19 protein-coding genes are annotated in these 18,987 nt (G+C 60.7%); 10 read left to right on the top strand and 9 right to left on the bottom strand.

Translation table 11 applies throughout. The annotated features are described in order from the left end of the window. Positions 1-2: 2 nt before the first annotated feature. Entirely contained in the window at positions 3-572 is a 570-nt protein-coding gene (gene ppiA / locus J0X03_RS01370; protein ID WP_060660178.1) for a peptidylprolyl isomerase A, read from the bottom strand. 354 nt (positions 573-926) lie between these two features. On the opposite strand from ppiA, the gene J0X03_RS01365 reads away from it, so the two are divergent. The 6 genes from J0X03_RS01365 to J0X03_RS01340 all read left to right on the top strand — a co-directional run bounded on the left by J0X03_RS01365 (position 927) and on the right by J0X03_RS01340 (position 5,701). Next, complete coding sequence (locus J0X03_RS01365; RefSeq protein ID WP_025304525.1) at positions 927-1,265, top strand: PTS lactose/cellobiose transporter subunit IIA; 339 nt, start codon at positions 927-929, stop codon at positions 1,263-1,265. Continuing rightward, positions 1,262-2,569 (top strand): 6-phospho-beta-glucosidase, encoded by a 1,308-nt coding sequence (locus J0X03_RS01360; RefSeq protein WP_046687917.1) that lies wholly within the window; start codon positions 1,262-1,264, stop codon positions 2,567-2,569. Before J0X03_RS01365 ends, J0X03_RS01360 begins: the two co-directional genes overlap by 4 nt. Positions 2,570-2,641: 72 nt before the next feature. Beyond that, entirely contained in the window at positions 2,642-3,622 is a 981-nt protein-coding gene (locus J0X03_RS01355) for a LacI family DNA-binding transcriptional regulator (protein ID WP_033645266.1), read from the top strand. Between the two features lie 191 nt (positions 3,623-3,813). Beyond that, the gene (gene tsgA, locus J0X03_RS01350; protein WP_033636290.1) at positions 3,814-4,998 is read left to right on the top strand and encodes an MFS transporter TsgA; all 1,185 of its coding nucleotides are present in this window, start codon (positions 3,814-3,816) and stop codon (positions 4,996-4,998) included. Between the two features lie 110 nt (positions 4,999-5,108). Further along, positions 5,109-5,357, top strand: a complete 249-nt coding sequence (locus tag J0X03_RS01345; RefSeq protein ID WP_089197522.1) for an AbrB/MazE/SpoVT family DNA-binding domain-containing protein — start codon at positions 5,109-5,111, stop codon at positions 5,355-5,357. Further along, the gene (locus tag J0X03_RS01340; protein WP_089197523.1) at positions 5,351-5,701 is read left to right on the top strand and encodes a type II toxin-antitoxin system ChpB family toxin; all 351 of its coding nucleotides are present in this window, start codon (positions 5,351-5,353) and stop codon (positions 5,699-5,701) included. Before J0X03_RS01345 ends, J0X03_RS01340 begins: the two co-directional genes overlap by 7 nt. On the opposite strand, the gene J0X03_RS01335 is transcribed toward J0X03_RS01340, so the two are convergent. Next, positions 5,698-6,966, bottom strand: coding sequence for a cytosine deaminase (locus tag J0X03_RS01335; RefSeq protein WP_202396408.1), 1,269 nt, complete (start codon positions 6,964-6,966; stop codon positions 5,698-5,700). The genes J0X03_RS01340 and J0X03_RS01335 overlap by 4 nt on opposite strands. Before the next feature lie 303 nt (positions 6,967-7,269). On the opposite strand from J0X03_RS01335, the gene nirB reads away from it, so the two are divergent. From nirB to cysG, 4 genes are read left to right on the top strand one after another with little or no spacing between them, the layout of a single operon-like run. Then, positions 7,270-9,819, top strand: a complete 2,550-nt coding sequence (gene nirB, locus J0X03_RS01330; RefSeq protein ID WP_103101818.1) for a nitrite reductase large subunit NirB — start codon at positions 7,270-7,272, stop codon at positions 9,817-9,819. Next, on the top strand, positions 9,816-10,142 hold the full coding sequence (gene nirD / locus J0X03_RS01325) for a nitrite reductase small subunit NirD (RefSeq protein ID WP_038878129.1): 327 nt from the start codon (positions 9,816-9,818) through the stop codon (positions 10,140-10,142). The genes nirB and nirD overlap by 4 nt, the downstream gene beginning before the upstream one ends. A gap of 16 nt (positions 10,143-10,158) precedes the next feature. Further along, positions 10,159-10,959: a nitrite transporter NirC gene (nirC, locus tag J0X03_RS01320; RefSeq protein ID WP_033636294.1), complete on the top strand. Its 801-nt coding sequence runs from the start codon at positions 10,159-10,161 to the stop codon at positions 10,957-10,959. A 50-nt stretch (positions 10,960-11,009) separates the two neighbouring features. Next, entirely contained in the window at positions 11,010-12,413 is a 1,404-nt protein-coding gene (gene cysG, locus J0X03_RS01315; RefSeq protein ID WP_089192325.1) for a siroheme synthase CysG, read from the top strand. Between the two features lie 51 nt (positions 12,414-12,464). Here the strand turns inward: cysG and trpS are convergent, their stop codons facing one another. From trpS to aroK, 7 genes are all read right to left on the bottom strand, one after another. Beyond that, positions 12,465-13,472, bottom strand: a complete 1,008-nt coding sequence (gene trpS / locus J0X03_RS01310) for a tryptophan--tRNA ligase (RefSeq protein WP_004930324.1) — start codon at positions 13,470-13,472, stop codon at positions 12,465-12,467. A 2-nt stretch (positions 13,473-13,474) separates the two neighbouring features. After that, a complete protein-coding gene (locus tag J0X03_RS01305) occupies positions 13,475-14,173 on the bottom strand; it encodes a phosphoglycolate phosphatase (protein WP_033645272.1) in 699 nt (232 codons plus the stop codon). After that, complete coding sequence (gene rpe / locus J0X03_RS01300; RefSeq protein WP_019456160.1) at positions 14,166-14,843, bottom strand: ribulose-phosphate 3-epimerase; 678 nt, start codon at positions 14,841-14,843, stop codon at positions 14,166-14,168. Before rpe ends, J0X03_RS01305 begins: the two co-directional genes overlap by 8 nt. 50 nt (positions 14,844-14,893) lie before the next feature. After that, the gene (dam, locus tag J0X03_RS01295) at positions 14,894-15,706 is read right to left on the bottom strand and encodes an adenine-specific DNA-methyltransferase (RefSeq protein ID WP_160204669.1); all 813 of its coding nucleotides are present in this window, start codon (positions 15,704-15,706) and stop codon (positions 14,894-14,896) included. An 84-nt stretch (positions 15,707-15,790) separates the two neighbouring features. Beyond that, entirely contained in the window at positions 15,791-16,804 is a 1,014-nt protein-coding gene (locus tag J0X03_RS01290; protein ID WP_033645274.1) for an SPOR domain-containing protein, read from the bottom strand. 156 nt (positions 16,805-16,960) lie between these two features. Continuing rightward, on the bottom strand, positions 16,961-18,061 hold the full coding sequence (gene aroB / locus J0X03_RS01285; protein WP_033651737.1) for a 3-dehydroquinate synthase: 1,101 nt from the start codon (positions 18,059-18,061) through the stop codon (positions 16,961-16,963). Between the two features lie 106 nt (positions 18,062-18,167). Further along, a complete protein-coding gene (gene aroK / locus J0X03_RS01280; RefSeq protein ID WP_004391482.1) occupies positions 18,168-18,689 on the bottom strand; it encodes a shikimate kinase AroK in 522 nt (173 codons plus the stop codon). Between the last annotated feature and the right edge of the window lie 298 nt (positions 18,690-18,987).

Genomic DNA, 18,987 nt, shown 5'->3' with positions numbered 1-18,987 from the left:
ACTTACGGCAGTACCTTGGCCGACAGAATCACCACCGGTTTGGTCGGCACATTCTGGTAAGGGCCGACGTTGCCGGTCGGCACCTGGGCAATTTTGTCCACCACGTCCATGCCTTTCACCACTTTGCCGAACACCGCGTAGCCGAAGTCACGCTGGCCGTGATCCAGGAAGGCGTTATCCGCCACGTTCAGGAAGAACTGGCTGGTGGCGCTGTCCTTGTCGGCGGTGCGCGCCATCGAGATGGTGCCGCGCAGGTTGCGCAAGCCGTTGTCGGCTTCGTTCTTGATCGGCGCCTTGGTGGATTTTTGCTGCATGTCAGCGGTGAAACCGCCGCCCTGGATCATAAAGCCCGGGATCACGCGGTGGAAGATGGTGTTGTTGTAGTACCCGCTGTTCACGTAGTCGACGAAGTTCTGGCTGGAAACCGGTGCCTTCTGGCTGTCGAGCGCCAACTCGATATTCCCTGCCGAGGTGGTCAGCATGACATGAGTTTCACCGGCGGCGAGCGCCGCTGGCGCCATCGCTGTCAGGGAACACAGCGCGACGAAGGTCACTAAAGTACGTTTGAACATTAACGGGTCCTTTCTCTGAGAGACAAACAACGGAAAAGCGCTTTGATTCTAAAGAGCTGTATCGGCAAGTGCCAGCCATTTACCTATATTTACCCAATTACGGGACATATCCTAGGTGGCCCTGAATTTTGCTGCGGAAAGTATGGGCGCAGAAGGCTTTTTTGCCAACCGCGTCACGCATTTTTTGCCCCGCGCCACCCTGGGTCGGTTTTTGCGATCTGCCTCCCAGTTTGCACACCCGTTGCCGTTACCCTATATAAATGAGAGCGCTCTCATTATAAAAAGAACGGATACTGAGGTATCCCACGGCGGCGTCGCCGCGCAACCCCCTGGAGAAATGACGTGAGTGAATTGATGACTGAAGTCAGCCCCGAGTTTGAAAGCACCATCATGGAACTGCTGGTGTTCTCCGGCAGCGCGCGCAGTAATGCGTTGATGGCGTTGCGGCAAGCGCGCGCCGGTGACTTCGCCGCCGCGGCCAAACACATGGTCGAATCCAAAGAGTGGGTGAAGAAGGCGCACCTGATCCAGACCGAGCTGATCGGCCTGGACGAAGGCTGCGGCAAGCTGGCGATCAACCTGATCACGGTACATGCGCAGGATCATCTGATGAACGCCATGGTGATCCAGGATCTGGCCGACGACATGATCGAGCTCTATCGCCGTCAGTCGCAAACGGAGGGCCGCTCATGAGCACGCTCAAAATCGCGGTGATTGGCGGTGGCAGCAGCTACACTCCCGAACTGGTCGATGGGCTGATCCAACGCATCGATGAGCTGCCGGTCACCGAACTGGCGCTGGTAGACGTCGAGCCAGGCCGCCAAAAAGTGGAAACCATCGCCGCCCTGACCCGCCGCATGCTGGCGCGCCACGGGCTGGAACAGGTGAAGGTCAGCGTGCACTTCGCGCTGGACGAAGCGATTCGCGGCGCCGCTTTCGTGCTGACCCAGTTCCGCGTCGGGCAACTGCCGGCGCGCGCCGCCGACGAACGGCTGGGCCTCAAATATCAGCTGCTCGGCCAGGAGACCACCGGCGTCGGCGGCTTCGCCAAAGCGCTGCGCACCATTCCGGTAATGCTGGATATCGCCCGTCGGGTGGAAAAGCTGGCGCCGGACGCCTGGATCATCAACTTCACCAACCCGGCCGGCATCGTCACCGAGGCGGTGTCCCGCTTTACCAAAGCGAAGATCATCGGCCTGTGCAACGTACCGATCAGCATGCATCACATGATCGCCAACATGCTGCAGGCGCCTTACGCCGACGTGCAGCTGCGGTTTGCCGGTTTGAACCACATGGTCTGGGTGCATCAGGTCACGCAGCAGGGGCGCGACGTCACCGGCAACGTGATCGACATGCTGTGTGACGGCGCGGCGCTGACCATGAACAACATCAAGGAAGAGCCCTGGCAGCCGGACTTCCTGCGCGCGCTCGGCGCCATCCCCTGCCCGTACCACCGCTATTTTTACCAGACCCGCGAGATGCTGGCGGAAGAGATGGCCGCCGCCGGCGAGCGCGGCACCCGCGCCGAGCAGGTGATGCAGGTAGAAAAAGAGCTGTTCGAGCTGTATGCCGATCCGCTGTTGAACAGTAAGCCGGAGCAGCTCAGCTTCCGCGGCGGTTCTTTCTATTCCGAAGTTGCGCTGGAGCTGATCCGTGCTATCCATAATAATCTCGGCACGCAATTAGTGGTCAACACCGCAAACCGCGGCGCAATCCATGGCCTGCCGGACGATGCTGTGATAGAAATCAACTGTATCGTCGATGCTCAGGGCGCGCATCCGCTGACCTTCGGCCCGCTGTCGGAACCGATGCAGGCGCTGACGCAGCAGGTGAAAGCCTACGAACGCCTGACCATCGAGGCCGCGGTGCACGGCGATCGCCGCAGCGGCTTGCTAGCGCTGATCGCCAACCCGCTGGTGGGCAACGCCAATCTGGCGCAGCCGTTGCTGGACGAGGTGTTGACGATAAACGCGCCGTATTTGCCGCAGTTCAGGTAAGCACCTGCGCGCGGTATGACAGGGGTTCGGCGCGCCGAACCCATTTTTTTAGCCGTAATCAGGAGTTGGACGATGGTGACACTGGAAGATGTCGCGGCGCTGGCGGGCGTATCGCGCGCCACCGTATCGCGGGTAGTGAACGGCGACAGCAACGTCAAAGCGCCGACCCGCGAGAAGGTTGAGCGCGCCGTCGCCCAGCTCGGTTACACCCCCAACCCGGCGGCCCGCGCGCTCGCCTCCAGCCATAGCAATACCCTCGGGTTGGTCACCACGTCGTATCGCGGCGGCTTCTTCGGCGCGCTGATGGACTTCGTGCAAACCGAGGCCGAATCCCACGGCAAGCAGCTGCTGGTGACCCAGGGCCGCAACAGCGCCGAAAACGAATGGCAGGCGGTGCAGCGGCTGTTCAGCCTGCGCTGCGACGGCGTGATCCTGCACGTGCGTTTTCTCAGCGACGATCGGCTGCGCCAGCTGGCGGCGGAGCAACGTCATTTCGTGTTGCTCGATCGTCTGGTGCCGGGGCTGGAAGACCGCTGCGTCACCTTCGATCATCCGCTCGCCAGCCGCATGGCGACCCAGCAACTGCTCGACGCCGGCCACCGGCGCATCGCCTGCATCAGCGGGCCGCGCGAGCGGCCGTCGAGCCGCCTGCGGCTGCAAGGGTTTGAAGAGGCGATGCAGGCGGCGAATATCGAGCCGGTGGCCTGTCTGGAGGGCGTTTACGATCTGGAAAGCGGTTACCGCTGCGCCGATCGCCTGTTGCGGCAGGCCGCGCCGCCCAGCGCCATCTACTGCTGCAACGAAGAGATGGCGATCGGCGCCCTGCTGGCGATCAACGAGCACCGCCTGCGGGTGCCGCAGGATATCTCCTTGATCTGCTACGACAGCGGCGAACGCGCGCCCTTCGTCCGCCCGGCGTTGAGCAGCGTACACTTTCCCATCAGCGAGATGGCGCAATACGCGGCGCGCAGGTTGATCGATCCCGCCACCCCGACGCACCGTTTTGAGCCGACGATCATCAACCGTGATTCCATTGTGACGGTACGCAAATAGATCACAATAATGCGTATCATCCCTTCATGGGTTGCATCAAAAAATCGACAACCATCACAAAAAATCCCGTTGTCTGTGCTAGGATCCGCCCCCTGGTGGCCTGAACGGGACTTTTTTCTGCGTTTGCCAGGAAAAGCCAGCGGCCTTATGCCAGTTTTAAAACCTCTAACAGACATATTCAGGCCTATATAATGAATGACAGTAACCGCATACGGCTTACCTGGATCAGCTTCTTTTCGTACGCGCTGACCGGTGCTTTAGTGATCGTCACAGGGATGGTGATGGGAAACATTGCAGAGTACTTTAATCTGCCGGTTTCCAGCATGAGTAACACCTTTACTTTCCTCAACGCCGGCATTTTGATTTCGATCTTCCTCAATGCCTGGCTGATGGAAATCATCCCGCTGAAGCGTCAGCTGATCTTCGGCTTTGTCCTGATGGTGCTGGCGGTGGCAGGGCTGATGCTCGGCAAGAGCCTGACCATGTTCTCGCTGTGCATGTTTATCCTTGGCGTGGTTAGCGGTATCACCATGTCGATCGGCACCTTCCTGATCACCCACATGTATGCCGGCCGCCAGCGCGGTTCACGCCTGTTGTTCACCGATTCCTTCTTCAGCATGGCCGGGATGATCTTCCCGATCGTCGCCGCGATGCTGTTGGCCCGCCACATCGGCTGGTACTGGGTTTATGCCTGCATCGGCCTGCTGTACGTGGGGATCTTCGTGCTGACCCTGTGCTCCGAATTCCCGGTGCTGGGCAAGAAAGGCGCCGACGCCGGTCAGCCGGTCGAAAAAGAAAAATGGGGCATCGGCGTGCTGTTCCTGTCGATCGCCGCACTGTGCTACATCCTCGGCCAGCTGGGCTTCATTCAGTGGGTGCCTGAGTACGCCACCAAGTCGTTCAACATGGACATCGGCCAGGCCGGTAAGCTGGTGAGCGACTTCTGGACCTCTTACATGGTCGGCATGTGGGTGTTCAGCTTCATCCTGCGCTTCTTCGATCTGCAGCGCATCGTTACCGTGCTGGCCGCATTGGCTACCGGCGCGATGTACCTCTTCGTCAGCACCGACAACCCGGAGCACCTGGGCTACTACATCATGGCCCTGGGCTTCGTTTCCAGCGCCATCTACACCACGCTGATCACCCTCGGCTCGCTGCAGACCAAGGTCTCCTCACCGAAGCTGGTCAACTTTATCCTGACCTGCGGCACCATCGGCACCATGCTGACCTTCGTGGTCACCGGCCCGATCGTGGCGAAAGGCGGCGCGCACGCAGCGCTAACCACCGCCAACGGCCTGTACCTGGCAGTGTTCGTGATGTGTCTGCTGCTGGGCTTCGTAACCAAGCACCGCAGCCACGGTCACGTGACGCACTGATTTCTTTTTATTAAATGCACCAAGGGCGCCCGCAAGGCGCCCTTTTTTATGTACATTTTTCACACTTAATTATACATTGTTTATACATGAACAATGGAGAGGGATTGCTCATGAAAGTCTTTATCAAAAAATGGGGCAACAGCGCAGGAATGCTGGTGCCCTCAGCGCTAATGAACGAGCTGGAACTCCAGGTAGGTCAGGAAATGGACATGCAGGTCATCGATGGAACGTTGGTCATTAAACCGGTTAAGAAACGCTATTCACTGCAGCAATTGCTCGATAGCTGTGACGGTGAAGCGCCGGCCGCCGCAGACGACAACTGGGAACACATGCCGCCGGCGGGGAAAGAAGTATGGTGAAGCGCCCCGTTTTTCAGCGCGGAGATCTTATCCGGGTCAGCCTGAATCCCGTGGTTGGCCGTGAGCAGCAAGGCGACTTTCGTCCGGCACTGGTGCTTTCTCCCCGCGAGTTTAATGCGCTGGGCATGGTGCTAGTTGCCCCTATTTCACAAGGGGCTAATTTTGCCCGTACAGCGGGTTTCACCGTCAGCCTGAGCGGGAGCGGCACCGCAACGCAGGGCGTCATCTTGATCAACCAGGTTCGCATGATGGATCTGGCCGGGCGCAGCGCGCAATTCGTTGAACGTGCTCCTGGCGAAGTCATCGCCGACGCGCTGGCACGGCTTCAGGCAATCATCGACTAACGCCGAAAATCCACCGTCTCATCCTGCTGCAAATGCAGCGTGGTTTCCGCCGGCCGCGTTTCGGCGATCACCGCTCCCTGGCGAATCGAATAACGCACCGGCGTCTGGCGGCGCACTGCGTCGAAGCCGCTTTCCGCCGGCAGGATCACCAGGTTGGCGCTGTTGCCGGCCGCCAGGCCGTAGTCGCTCAGGTTAAGGGTCCGCGCGCTGTGGTGGGTGATCAGCTTCAGCCCATCGTCGATCTGGCCATAGCCCATCAGCTGGCACACGTGCAGCCCCATATGCAGCACCTGCAGCATGTTGGCGGTGCCGAGCGGATACCAGGGATCGAACACGTCGTCATGGCCGAAGCAGACGTTGATCTCTGCCTCCAGCATCTCCTTCACCCGCGTCACGCCACGCCGTTTCGGGTAGCTGTCGAAACGTCCCTGCAGGTGAATGTTCACCAGCGGGTTGGCGACGAAGTTGATGCCGGACATTTTCAGCAGGCGGAACAGCCGCGAGGCGTAAGCGCCGTTGTAAGAGTGCATCGCCGTGGTGTGGCTGGCGGTAACTTTCGCCCCCATCTCCAGCTTCAGCGCCAGCGCCGCCACGGTCTCGACGAAGCGCGATTGCTCGTCGTCGATTTCATCGCAGTGCACGTCCACCAGCCGATCGTATTTTTGCGCCAGCGCGAACGCCTTATGCAGCGACTCCACGCCGTATTCGCGGGTGAATTCGAAGTGCGGAATGGCACCCACCACGTCGGCCCCCAGCCGCAGCGCCTCTTCAAGCAGCGCTTCGCCATTAGGATAGGAAAGGATCCCCTCCTGCGGGAAGGCGACGATCTGCAGCGTCACCCAGGGCGCCACCTCCTGCTTCACCTCCAGCATGGCACGCAGCGCGGTCAGCGTGGGATCGGAAACATCGACGTGGGTGCGCACATACTGCACGCCGTTGGCGATCTGCCACTTGAGCGTTTGCCAGGCGCGCTGTTTGACGTCTTCATGGGTCAGTAACGCTTTACGTTCGGCCCAGCGCTCAATGCCCTCGAACAGCGTGCCGGACTGGTTCCAGGCCGGCTGACCGGCGGTTTGCGTGGTATCCAGGTGAATATGCGGTTCGACGAACGCCGGCAACGCCAGCCCGCCCTGCGCATCCAACACGTCGCTGCGCCACTCCTGCCCTTCCGGCTGCGGCACCAGATGCGCGATGCGCCCCTGTTCGATCGCCAGTTGCCACAACCCTTCATGCCCGCTTAAACACAGGTTGTCGATAAACTTCAATGGACGTTTCGCCACCCTTCACCTCTGCCGTTGCGCTGGTTTTCTTCATCATACTGGCAGCGGATCGCGCTGACAAAGTCGCCGTTGCCTGCCTACCCCCTGCGTTTACTCCCTGCGGGGTAATTTGCATGCAAACTGACTCGCTTCAGCTAAAGGTGAATAAAATCCGCAACTTATCAAAAAACGTGAAAAATCATCCATATACCACGTTAGAGGTATATAAGGGTGTGATTGATTTGCATCAATAAATTGCCCATCGGGAGAGATAAGGTAAGCCTAGGAAACCAGAATTTTGAGGCAATAATGAGCAGAGTCAAACTTGCCGTCGTCGGCAATGGCATGGTCGGCCACCGGTTCATCGAAGATCTGTTGGATAAAGCAGACAAAGACCAGTTCGAAATCACCGTATTTTGCGAAGAGCCACGCATCGCGTACGATCGCGTGCACCTTTCCTCCTACTTCTCGCACCACACCGCCGAAGAGCTGTCGCTGGTGCGCGAAGGCTTTTACGAAAAACACGGCGTGAAGGTGCTGGTCGGCGAGCGCGCCATCACCATCAATCGCGACGAGAAGGTGATCCACTCCAACACCGGCCGCACCGTCTATTACGACAAGCTGATCATGGCCACCGGCTCCTATCCGTGGATCCCGCCGATTAAAGGCTCGGATAGCCAGGACTGCTTCGTTTACCGCACCATCGAAGACCTGAACGCCATCGAAGCCTGCGCGCGCCGCAGCAAACGCGGTGCGGTAGTCGGCGGCGGACTGTTGGGGCTGGAAGCCGCCGGCGCGCTGAAAAGCTTGGGGGTGGAAACGCACGTGATCGAGTTCGCTCCGGTGCTGATGGCCGAACAGCTCGACCCGATGGGTGGTGACCAGCTGCGCCGCAAGATCGAGCGCATGGGCGTCAAGGTACACACCGGCAAAAATACCCAGGAGATCGTCAACGGCGGCGGCACGGCGCGCAAAACCCTGCATTTCGCCGACGGTAGCCTGCTGGAAGTCGATTTCATCGTGTTCTCCACCGGCATCCGCGCCCAGGACAAGCTGGCGCGTCAGTGCGGGCTGGAGATTGGCCGCCGCGGCGGCATCGCCATCAACGACAGCTGCCAGACGTCGGATCCGGACGTGTACGCCATCGGTGAGTGCGCCGCCTGGCGCGATCGCACCTTCGGCCTGGTGGCACCGGGTTACAAAATGGCGCAGGTGGCCGTCGATCACCTGCTGGGCCGCGAAAACGGCTTCCAGGGCGCCGACATGAGCGCCAAGCTGAAGCTGCTGGGCGTGGACGTCGGCGGCATCGGCGATGCCCACGGCCGCACCGAGGGCGCCCGCAGCTACGTTTATCTGGATGAAAGCAAAGAAGTCTACAAACGCATCGTGGTCAGCGCCGACAACAAAACCCTGCTGGGCGCGGTGCTGGTGGGCGACACCAGCGATTATGGCAACCTGCTGCAGCTGGCGTTGAACGGCATCGAACTGCCGGAAAACCCGGACGGCCTGATCCTGCCGGCCCACGCGGGCAGCAAACCGGCCATCGGCGTGGATTCGCTGCCGGAAAGCGCGCAGATCTGCTCCTGCTTCGACGTCAGCAAAGGTGACATCATCCAGGCAGTCAACAAAGGCTGCCACACCGTAGCGGCGCTGAAGGCCGAAACCAAGGCCGGCACCGGCTGCGGCGGCTGCATCCCGCTGCTCACCCAAGTGCTGAACGCCGAGCTGAGCAAGCAAGGCATCGAGGTCAACCACCACCTGTGCGAACACTTCGCCTATTCGCGCCAGGAGCTGTTCCACCTGATCCGCGTCGAAGGCATCAAGTCGTTCGAGACGCTGCTGGCCAAATACGGCAAAGGCTACGGCTGCGAAGTGTGTAAACCCACCGTCGGCTCGTTGCTGGCTTCTTGCTGGAACGAATACATCCTCAAGCCGCAGCATACGCCGCTGCAGGATACCAACGACAACTTCCTCGGCAATATCCAGAAAGACGGCACCTACTCGGTGATCCCACGCTCCGCCGGCGGCGAAATCACCCCGGACGGCCTGCTGGCCATTGGCCAGATCGCCAAGGAGTACAATCTCTACACCAAAATGACCGGCTCGCAGCGCATCGGCATGTTCGGCGCGCAGAAAGACGATCTGCCGGCCATCTGGCGCAAGCTGCTCGCCGCCGGCTTTGAAACCGGCCACGCTTACGCCAAGGCGCTGCGCATGGCGAAAACCTGCGTCGGCAGCACCTGGTGCCGCTACGGCGTCGGCGACAGCGTCGGTTTCGGCGTCACGCTGGAACATCGCTACAAAGGCATCCGCACCCCGCACAAAATGAAGTTCGGCGTCTCGGGCTGCACCCGTGAATGCGCCGAAGCGCAGGGCAAGGACGTCGGCATCATCGCCACCGAGAACGGCTGGAACCTGTACGTCTGCGGCAACGGCGGCATGAAACCGCGCCACGCCGACCTGCTGGCCGCCGACCTCGATCGCGAGACGCTGGTGCGCTATCTCGACCGCTTCATGATGTTCTATATCCGCACCGCCGATAAACTGCAGCGCACCTCGGTGTGGCTGGAAAGCCTGGAAGGCGGTATCGACTACCTGCGCAAGGTGATCGTCGACGACAAGCTCGGCATCAACGACCAACTGGAAGCGGAGATCGCCCGCCTGCGCGACGCGGTGATTTGCGAGTGGAAAGAGACCGTCGAGCATCCGGAAACGCAGCTGCGCTTCGCCCACTTCATCAACAGCCCGCTGCGCGATCCGAATGTACAGGTGGTGGCCGAACGCGACCAGCACCGCCCGGCGCGCCCGGACGAGCGCATTCCCGTCACCCTGATCGATACCGAGGAGAGCCACGCATGAGCCAGTGGATTACCGTTTGTCCCGTCGCCGACATTCTGCCCGGCACCGGCGTGTGCGCCCTGATCGGCGATCGGCAGGTGGCGGTGTTCCGCCCCTATGCCGACGAGCAGGTGTTCGCCATCAGCAATATCGACCCGTTCGCCCAGGCCAGCGTGCTGTCGCGCGGCCTCATCGCCGAGCATCAGGGCGAGCTGTGGGTCGCCAGCCCGCTGAAGAAACAACATTTCCGCCTGTACGACGGCCACTGTCTGGAAGACGACAGCCGTTCCGTCGCCAGCTTCACCAGCCGGGTGGTCGACGGCATCGTGCAAGTCGCGGCATAACCTTTCGGGAGGCAACATGTTTACCGACACGATCAATAAATGCGCCGCCAACGCGGCGCGCATCGTCCGGCTGGCGAAGGAGAGCCCGCTCGGCTTCTGGATCAGCTCGGCGATGGCCGGCGCCTACGTCGGCCTCGGCATCATCCTGATCTTCACCCTCGGCAACCTGGTCGACCCAAGCGTGCGACCGCTGGTGATGGGCGCCACCTTCGGCATCGCGCTGACGCTGGTGATCATCGCCGGTTCCGAGCTGTTCACCGGCCATACGATGTTCCTGACGCTCGGCGTCAAGGCCGGCACCATCCGCCAAAGCCAGATGTGGGCGGTGCTGCCGCAAACCTGGCTCGGCAACCTGCTCGGCTCGGTGCTGGTGGCGCTGATGTATTACTACGGCGGCGGCAGCCTGCTGCCGGTGGATACCAGCCTGGTGCACAGCGCCGCGCTGGCGAAAACCACCGCGCCGGCCGAAGTGCTGTTCTTCAAGGGGGTGCTGTGCAACTGGCTGGTTTGCCTGGCGATTTGGATGGCGATCCGCGTAGAAGGCGCCGCCAAGTTCATCGCCATTTGGTGGTGCCTGCTGGCCTTTATCGCCTCGGGTTACGAACACTCCGTCGCCAACATGACGCTGTTCGCCCTCTCCTGGTTCGGCAACCACAGCGAGGCCTACACCCTCGCCGGCATCGGCCACAACCTGCTGTGGGTGACGCTGGGCAATATCCTGTCCGGCTCGGTGCTGATGGGCCTGGGGTATTGGTACGCCACGCCGCGCGCCGAACGCCCGCAGGCGGCGAAAGCCGCTGCACGCCAGACCGCCTGAGTTTTCGGGGGCGCATTTCGCCCCCACACTGATTACCCCGAGGAGTGCCGATGGATTACCTGCCTATCTTCTGCCAACTGCAACACAAAGCCTGCCTGCTGGTCGGCGGCGGCGAGATCGCCGAACGCAAGGCGCGCCTGCTGCTGGACGCCGGCGCGGCGCTGACCGTCAACGCCCTGGCCTTCAGCCCGCAGTTCCACCAGTGGGCGGCAGAAGGCCTGTTGACGCTGGCCGAGGGCGAATTCAGCCCGGCCCTGCTGACGGAAAAATGGTTGGTGATCGCCGCCACTGACCGGCTGGAGGTCAACGCGCGGGTGTACCAGTGCGCCAACCAGCAGCGGGTGTTCTGCAACGTGGTCGATGACCCGAAACGCGCCAGCTTTATCATGCCGTCGATCATCGATCGTTCGCCGATCGTGGTGGCGGTGTCCTCCGGCGGCAAAGCGCCGGTGTTGGCGCGGCTGCTGCGCGAGAAGCTGGAAGCGCTGCTGCCGCAACACCTCGGCAAGCTGGCGCAGCTCGGCGGATCGCTGCGTCAACGGGTGAAACAGCGCTTCAGCAGCCTCGGCGCGCGCCGCCGCTTCTGGGAGCGGCTGTTCGCTCACGATCGGCTGGCGCAATCGCTGGCCAATGACGACGCGGCTCTGGCCGAACGCCAGCTCGAACAGCTGTTCAGCGAACGGCCGGAGGATCGCGGTGAAGTGGTGCTGGTGGGCGCCGGGCCGGGCGATGCCGGCCTGCTGACGCTGAAAGGGCTGCAACAGATCCAGCAGGCCGACGTGGTGGTTTACGACCGGCTGGTCTCCGAAGCGATCATGACGCTGGTGCGTCGCGACGCCGAGCGCATCTTCGTTGGCAAACGCGCCGGCCATCACTGCGTGCCGCAGGAGCAGATCAACCACATCCTGCTGCAGCAAGCGCGGCAAGGCAAACGCGTGGTGCGCCTGAAGGGCGGCGATCCCTTTATCTTCGGCCGCGGCGGCGAAGAGCTGGAAACGCTGGCGGACGCCGACGTGCCGTTCTCGGTGGTGCCGGGCATCACCGCCGCCTCCGGCTGTTCCGCCTACAGCGGCATCCCGCTCACCCACCGCGACCACGCGCAGAGCGTGCGTCTGGTGACCGGCCACGCCAAGGCCGACGGTGGATTGGACTGGGCGACGCTGGCCGCCGGGCAACAGACGCTGGTGTTCTATATGGGGCTGTCGCAGGCGGCGGAGATCCAGCGCCGGCTGATCGCGAACGGGCTGCCGGCCGCCACGCCGGTGGCGCTGGTGGAAAACGGCACTTCCTGTCGTCAGCGGGTGATCGAAGGCGAGCTTGGCCAACTGGGCGCCTTGTCCCTGCAGGCCGCCAGCCCCAGCCTGATCATCGTCGGCAGCGTGGTCAGCCTGCGCAGCAAGCTCAATTGGTTCGCCAGCGAAGCCCCGCCCGCCGGCCTGGCGCAAATGGCGTGATACCGACGTAAAAAAAGCGGCCCAAGGCCGCTTTTTTTATTTGCGCCGGCGTTACGCCTGCGGCGGTACGAAACCGACGGCCTGATAAACCTTCGCCAGGGTTTCCTGCGCGCGTGCGCGAGCCTTGGCGGCGCCGTCGCGCATCACCTGCTGCAGGTAGGCTTCGTCGTTGCGGAAGCGGTGGTAACGCTCCTGCAGCTCAGCCAGCATGCCGGAGACGGCTTCCGCCACCGCGCCTTTCAGGTGGCCGTACATTTGGCCTTCGAACTCGGCTTCCAGCTGCGCGATGCTCTTGCCGGTCACGCCGGCGAGAATATCCAGCAGGTTAGAGACGCCCGCCTTGTTGACCACGTCGTAACGCACGACAGGCGGCTCTTCCGAGTCGGTCATTGCGCGCTTAATCTTCTTGGTCACCGCTTTCGGATCTTCCAGCAGGCCGATCACGTTGTTGCGGTTATCGTCCGACTTGGACATCTTCTTGGTCGGTTCCTGCAGCGACATCACGCGCGCGCCGGATTTAGGAATAAACGGCTCCGGCACTTTGAACACGTCGCCGTACAGCGCGTTGAAACGCTGGCCCACGTCGCGGCTCAGTTCCAGGTGCTGTTTCTGGTCTTCGCCCACCGGCACCTGATTGGTTTGATACAGCAGGATGTCCGCCGCCATCAGCACCGGATAGCTGAACAGCCCGGCGTTGATGTTCTCCGCGTAGCGTGCGGATTTGTCTTTGAACTGCGTCATGCGGCTCAGTTCGCCGAAATAGGTGTAGCAGTTCAGCACCCAGCTCAGCTGCGTGTGCTCAGGCACATGCGACTGCACGAAGATGGTGCTTTTTTCCGGATCGATACCGCAGGCCAGATACAGCGCCAGCGTATCCAGCGTGGCTTTGCGCAGCTTTTCGGCGTCCTGGCGCACGGTGATGGCATGCAGATCGACGATGCAGTAGATGCAGTCGTAGTCGTCCTGCATCTGCACCCACTGACGCAGCGCCCCCATGTAGTTGCCGATGGTCAGTTCGCCGGACGGCTGCGCGCCGCTAAATACGATGGGCTTACTCATGTTTAAATTTCCTGATTCTCTAAAGATGACAGCCCAAGAGCGGGCAACAAATCGGCGAAGCGCTCCAACACCCGATCGGGGTGGCTCAGGGCGATCGATTCGCCGTAGTTATAACCGTAGGTAAAACCGACGCTCGGGCAACCGGCGCCCTGAGCGGCTTGAATATCGTTGCGCGAATCGCCGACGAACAGCAGTTCATGCGCTCGCAACCCAAGCTTGCCGAGCACCAGATACAACGGCGCCGGGTGAGGTTTCTTTTCCGTCACGTCGTCGCCGCCGATCACCAGCGAAAAATACTCGCCAATGCCCAGCGATGCCAGCAGCGGCGCCACGAACGGCGTCGGCTTGTTGGTCACCAATGCCATCGGGTAACCGTGCGCGGCCAGGCGGGCCAGCGTCTCTTGCACCTGCGGGAACAGGCGGCTGCCGCTGTCAACAGTCTGCGCGTAGAAATGATCGAAGCGCTCACGCAGCCGGCTGCACTGCTCCGGCGTGTCTTCCGCTTCCGCCCAGCGCAGCGCGCGCTGCACCAGCACGTCGGCGCCGTTGCCGATCCAGGTGCCAACTCGCTCTTCACCCGCTTGCGGCAGCCCCCTCTCTTCCAGCGCCATATCGATGGCGGCCGCGAGGCCCGGCGCGCTGTCGACCAGCGTACCGTCAAGATCGAAGGCCAGTGCGCGGATCGCGCCGAAATCAGCCATGGGAAACCTTCGCCAGCTCGCTGCGCATTTCGTCGATCACCTTGCGGTAGTCCGGCTGGCCAAAGATGGCGGAACCGGCGACAAACATATCGGCGCCCGCGGCGGCGATTTCGGCGATGTTGTCCACCTTCACCCCGCCGTCGACTTCGAGACGGATATCGCGGCCGCTGTCGTCGATCAGCTTGCGCACCTGGCGCAGCTTGTCGAGCGTGCCGTGGATGAACGACTGGCCGCCGAAGCCCGGGTTGACCGACATCAGCAGGATCACGTCGATTTTATCCATCACGTAATCAAGATAGCTCAGCGGGGTCGCCGGGTTGAACACCAGGCCGGCCTTACAGCCGTGCTCTTTGATCAGCTGAATGGTGCGATCGACATGTTCGGAGGCTTCAGGGTGGAAAGAGATATAAGACGCGCCGGCCTTGGCGAAGTCAGGCACGATGCGGTCCACCGGCTTGACCATCAGATGCACGTCAATCGGCGCGGTAATGCCGTAGTTGCGCAGCGCTTCGCACACCATCGGACCGATGGTCAGATTGGGCACGTAGTGGTTGTCCATGACGTCGAAGTGCACCACGTCGCCGCCTGCGGCCAGCACGTTAGCGGTATCTTCACCTAACCGGGCAAAATCTGCCGACAGAATGGACGGGGCAATCAAAAACTTTTTCATCCGCTTCTCCAAACGTAGGGTCGAGTTGTTATGCGCCGGGGTGCCCCGGCTTAGCGATACAGCGCCAAAAGCTCGTTCACTTTGCTGCGGCCGAGAATATTGCGGCTGATCGTGCGGCGCGCTTTCACCACATACAGCGCAGCATGCTGGTACCAGTCGCGCGTCAGCTCGGTATCGTGATTGGAAATCAATACCGGCACCCGGCTCTCTACCGAGAGCTGATGCGCCAGATGCGCCAGGCTCCGCTGATCGGCGATGCTGAAGCTGTTGGTGTGGTAAGCGGTGAAATTCGCCGTCGCCGACAGCGGCGCATAAGGCGGATCGCAATACACCACGGCGCCGGCTGCAGCCTTCGCCATGGTATCGCGGTAATGCTCACAGACAAAAGTGGCATTGCGCGATTTTTCAGCAAACCAGTAGAGCTCTTCTTCCGGGAAGTACGGTTTCTTGTACCGGCCAAACGGCACATTGAACTCGCCGCGCAGGTTATAGCGGCACAGGCCGTTATAGCAGTGACGGTTCAGGTACAGGAACAGCAGCGCCCGGCGGTAAGGCTCGGTGCTAGTATTGAACTCTTCTCGCAGCAGGTAAAACTGATCCGAGTTATTGAATTCATCGGCGAAAAGCGTGCGGGCATCGCGCACGAAGTCATCCGTGCGCAGCTTAACGATGTTATACAGGTTGATAAGATCGCTATTGATGTCGGCGAGAATGTAGGCGTCGTAATCCGTATTCAGAAAGACGGATCCCGCACCCACGAAGGGCTCGATTAAGCAGTCTCCCGCCGGCAGATGGCGACGAATCTCATCTACCAGCGGGTATTTTCCACCAGCCCATTTTAAAAAAGCGCGGTTTTTCTTCATGCCGTCAATTAGCTACTTATACAATTCAGAGCGGCGGATTGTACTCTGTTTCAGACAGCACATCAGCGCACAAATTTAAATGATTTATTTTTTAAGATCTTGCTGCACTTGGTGTACAGGTCGAACCCATGGTTTTTTCGCCTGCACATCGGCCGGCAACGAAGCAATGGCGCGCTTCGCTTCAGCAGAAGACGCATAGTTGCCGCTCACCAGCACGTACCACGGCTTGCCGTCACGCTTGGTGGCATACACCAGGTAATTCTGCAGCTTCTGCTGTTTGGCGTAGGCGTTCAGCGTATCGGAACGCGAAGCGCTGCTCAGCTGCAAGGTATAGTGGCTGCCCGGCGCAGACTGCACAGAACTGCCGCTGCTGGCGACCGCTCCCGCTTTCGCGGTGGAAGACGGCTTGGCCGGCGGCGTATACACCGTAGTCGGTGATTTATGCTGCGTTGCGGTCGGTTTGGCGGCGGCGGTTTTCGCCGGCGTTTTATGCTGTTGCGGGGCAGTGCCCTGCACAGGACGCGTCGCTTCGCGCGCTGCGGCGCCGCTCATCACCGTGGCCGGTGCGGTCGGCAACGTCGACGCTGCGCCGGTCATGCCCTGCGTAGCGGCGTCAACCTGCCCCTGCTGCTGCGACAGCGCATCCGCCATGTTGCCCGGCAAATCGACGCGCTGCTGCGCACCGCCTTGCTGAGGCTGCGTTTGCGCTTCGGTAGGCGTGCCGGAGATCGGCGGAACGCTGACGTTCTGCGGTTGCTGCGGCTGAGTCGCGCTCACGCCGTTATTATCGTGGGTATCCGTCGTGCCGCCCGGCACGCCGTTATTGGCGGTGGTCAGCGACGAAGAACCGGACAGGTTGATATCGCGGGCCGCGCCGTTTTGCGCGCCGCTCTCCTGAGCCGCTTCATGTTTGGTCGGCGCCTTCAGGGCTGAACCGATGCCGATAATCAGCAGCAGCAGCACCAAAATGCCGATGCCAATCATCAAATGCTGGCGCGAAACGGCGAAGCGCGGCGCGGCGGCCGGCTTGCGCGAACGCGTAGGACGACGATCGCTGCTATCAGGTCTGAGATCGTCTTCCGGTTTAAACTCGTCCATCTGAAACCCTCCAACTAGAGGCAAAAGCCCACCACCGTAGACCTACCGTGGCACGGGCGGATTAACCCGATGATGGCAAAGCGACACCCGTCGTGCTCTGCTCACTGTATTAATATAGATGCTAATGGCGGCTAAGCCACTGTTACTTAGTCCGATTTAATTACGCTTCCGCTCAGGCAAGCAGGCGGCGATCGACGCCAGCACCAGCTCATGCCCTACGCCGCCGCGCACTTCCGCCGCACCGATCGCGGTCGGCAACACCAAACGCAGTTCCCCCGCCAGCACTTTCTTGTCGCGCAACATGTGCGGCAAGTAGGATTCCGGCGTCATTTCCTGCGGCCCGCAGACCGGCAAGCCGGCGCGCAGCAGCAGCGCTTTGATGCGCTCGATGTCTTCAACGGAGAACTGGCCGAGACGGTGCGCGGTTTCCGCCGCCATCACCATGCCCGCAGCCACCGCCTCACCGTGCAGCCACACGCCGTAGCCCATCTCGGCTTCGATAGCATGGCCGTAAGTATGGCCCAGATTCAGCAGGGCGCGCAGACCGCTTTCGCGTTCGTCTGCGGCCACCACCTCGGCCTTCAGCTCGCAGCAGCGGCGAATACAGTAGGCCAACGCCTGCATATCCAACGCCATCAGCGCATCGATGTTATTTTCCAACCAGACGAAAAACTCGCGATCGAGAATGATCCCGTATTTGATGACTTCGGCCAGGCCGGAAGAGAGTTCACGCGTCGGCAGCGTTTTCAGGCAATCCAGATCAACCACCACCGAAGCGGGTTGATAGAAAGCGCCGATCATGTTTTTGCCGAGCGGGTGGTTGACGGCGGTCTTGCCGCCCACGGAGGAGTCCACCTGCGACAGCAGCGTGGTGGGAACCTGAATGAAGCGCACGCCGCGTTGGTAGCACGCGGCGGCAAAGCCGGTCAGATCGCCGACAACGCCGCCACCGAGCGCGATCAGCGTGGTATCGCGCCCGTGCGGTTTTTCGAGCAGCGCCGAAAACACCTGCTCCAACACCGCCAGAGATTTGTACTGCTCACCATCGGGAAGAATCACCTGATCCACCACGACGCCGCTCTGCTCCAGCACCTGCCGGACACGCTCCAGATAGAGCGGCGCCAGGGTCTGGTTGGTGACCAACATCGCTTGTTCACCCGCCTTTAACGGCATAAAAGAAGCCGGATCGTCAAACAATCCGGCGGCGATGGTAATCGGGTAGCTGCGCTCCCCAAGCGTTACAGTAATTCTCTCCATGTCGCGCTTAGTTCTCTGTATGGTACGGCGGTGGTTGATCCCCGCAACGGCGGGGAACACAAATCAGTTTTCCGCATTGGCCGACGGCGAACGCGAAAATCAGCAATCAGTTGCTTTCCAGCATGTTGATGATCTGGTTGGCAACCACTTTAGCGCTCTGATCGTCGGTGCGAATGGTGACATCGGCAATCTCTTCATACAACGGATTGCGCTCTTTCGCCAAAGCTTCCAGCACTTCACGCGGCGGAGAATCAACCTGCAGCAGCGGGCGTTTTTTATCACGCTGGGTACGAGCCAACTGCTTTTCGATCGTGGTTTCGAGATAAACCACCACGCCGCGCGCGGACAGACGGTTGCGCGTTTCGCGCGACTTCACCGAACCGCCGCCGGTCGCCAACACAATCCCTTGTTTTTCCGTCAGTTCATTAATGACTTTTTCTTCACGATCGCGGAAACCTTCTTCCCCTTCCACGTCGAATACCCAGCCCACGTCAGCTCCGGTACGTCGCTCAATTTCTTGATCGGAGTCGAAGAACTCCATATTGAGTTGCTGAGCTAACTGACGGCCAATAGTGCTTTTGCCGGCACCCATAGGCCCAACCAGAAAGATATTGCGTTTCTCTGCCATGTTTTTCGGTATTACTAAGACAATTCGTTAATGTTAACCCGCCCCGCCAATCAAATCAGCGGCGGGACCTAAACTGAAACCTCATGAGCGATAGTGCGAGATCAGACGAAAAATTATCTCAACACTCTTGGTAGTTTGGCAACCGAATAAATCGCAATCCACGCCGCGGGAGGGAAACCATATGTTTTTAACGGCGTCTTGGCGCTAACAAAAAACCTCGGTGCTCAATTCGGTAACCCTTGTAAGCTAAATCGGCCGCAGCGTCAAACGCAGATCCCCCCAAGGGGATAAAAAAGTG

The organism is Serratia ureilytica, assembly GCF_017309605.1.
Taxonomy (GTDB): domain Bacteria; phylum Pseudomonadota; class Gammaproteobacteria; order Enterobacterales; family Enterobacteriaceae; genus Serratia; species Serratia ureilytica.
This window is presented reverse-complemented; position numbering and strand designations above follow the sequence as displayed.

What these genes read in the sequence shown, in the direction of transcription:
- ppiA (WP_060660178.1), bottom strand. Translation starts at nt 572, where the DNA reads ATGTTCAAACGTACTTTAGTGACCTTCGTCGCGCTGTGTTCCCTGACA.
- J0X03_RS01365 (WP_025304525.1), top strand. Translation starts at nt 927, where the DNA reads ATGACTGAAGTCAGCCCCGAGTTTGAAAGCACCATCATGGAACTGCTG.
- J0X03_RS01360 (WP_046687917.1), top strand. Translation starts at nt 1,262, where the DNA reads ATGAGCACGCTCAAAATCGCGGTGATTGGCGGTGGCAGCAGCTACACT.
- J0X03_RS01355 (WP_033645266.1), top strand. Translation starts at nt 2,642, where the DNA reads ATGGTGACACTGGAAGATGTCGCGGCGCTGGCGGGCGTATCGCGCGCC.
- tsgA (WP_033636290.1), top strand. Translation starts at nt 3,814, where the DNA reads ATGAATGACAGTAACCGCATACGGCTTACCTGGATCAGCTTCTTTTCG.
- J0X03_RS01345 (WP_089197522.1), top strand. Translation starts at nt 5,109, where the DNA reads ATGAAAGTCTTTATCAAAAAATGGGGCAACAGCGCAGGAATGCTGGTG.
- J0X03_RS01340 (WP_089197523.1), top strand. Translation starts at nt 5,351, where the DNA reads ATGGTGAAGCGCCCCGTTTTTCAGCGCGGAGATCTTATCCGGGTCAGC.
- nirB (WP_103101818.1), top strand. Translation starts at nt 7,270, where the DNA reads ATGAGCAGAGTCAAACTTGCCGTCGTCGGCAATGGCATGGTCGGCCAC.
- nirD (WP_038878129.1), top strand. Translation starts at nt 9,816, where the DNA reads ATGAGCCAGTGGATTACCGTTTGTCCCGTCGCCGACATTCTGCCCGGC.
- nirC (WP_033636294.1), top strand. Translation starts at nt 10,159, where the DNA reads ATGTTTACCGACACGATCAATAAATGCGCCGCCAACGCGGCGCGCATC.
- cysG (WP_089192325.1), top strand. Translation starts at nt 11,010, where the DNA reads ATGGATTACCTGCCTATCTTCTGCCAACTGCAACACAAAGCCTGCCTG.
- trpS (WP_004930324.1), bottom strand. Translation starts at nt 13,472, where the DNA reads ATGAGTAAGCCCATCGTATTTAGCGGCGCGCAGCCGTCCGGCGAACTG.
- J0X03_RS01305 (WP_033645272.1), bottom strand. Translation starts at nt 14,173, where the DNA reads ATGGCTGATTTCGGCGCGATCCGCGCACTGGCCTTCGATCTTGACGGT.
- rpe (WP_019456160.1), bottom strand. Translation starts at nt 14,843, where the DNA reads ATGAAAAAGTTTTTGATTGCCCCGTCCATTCTGTCGGCAGATTTTGCC.
- dam (WP_160204669.1), bottom strand. Translation starts at nt 15,706, where the DNA reads ATGAAGAAAAACCGCGCTTTTTTAAAATGGGCTGGTGGAAAATACCCG.
- J0X03_RS01290 (WP_033645274.1), bottom strand. Translation starts at nt 16,804, where the DNA reads ATGGACGAGTTTAAACCGGAAGACGATCTCAGACCTGATAGCAGCGAT.
- aroB (WP_033651737.1), bottom strand. Translation starts at nt 18,061, where the DNA reads ATGGAGAGAATTACTGTAACGCTTGGGGAGCGCAGCTACCCGATTACC.
- aroK (WP_004391482.1), bottom strand. Translation starts at nt 18,689, where the DNA reads ATGGCAGAGAAACGCAATATCTTTCTGGTTGGGCCTATGGGTGCCGGC.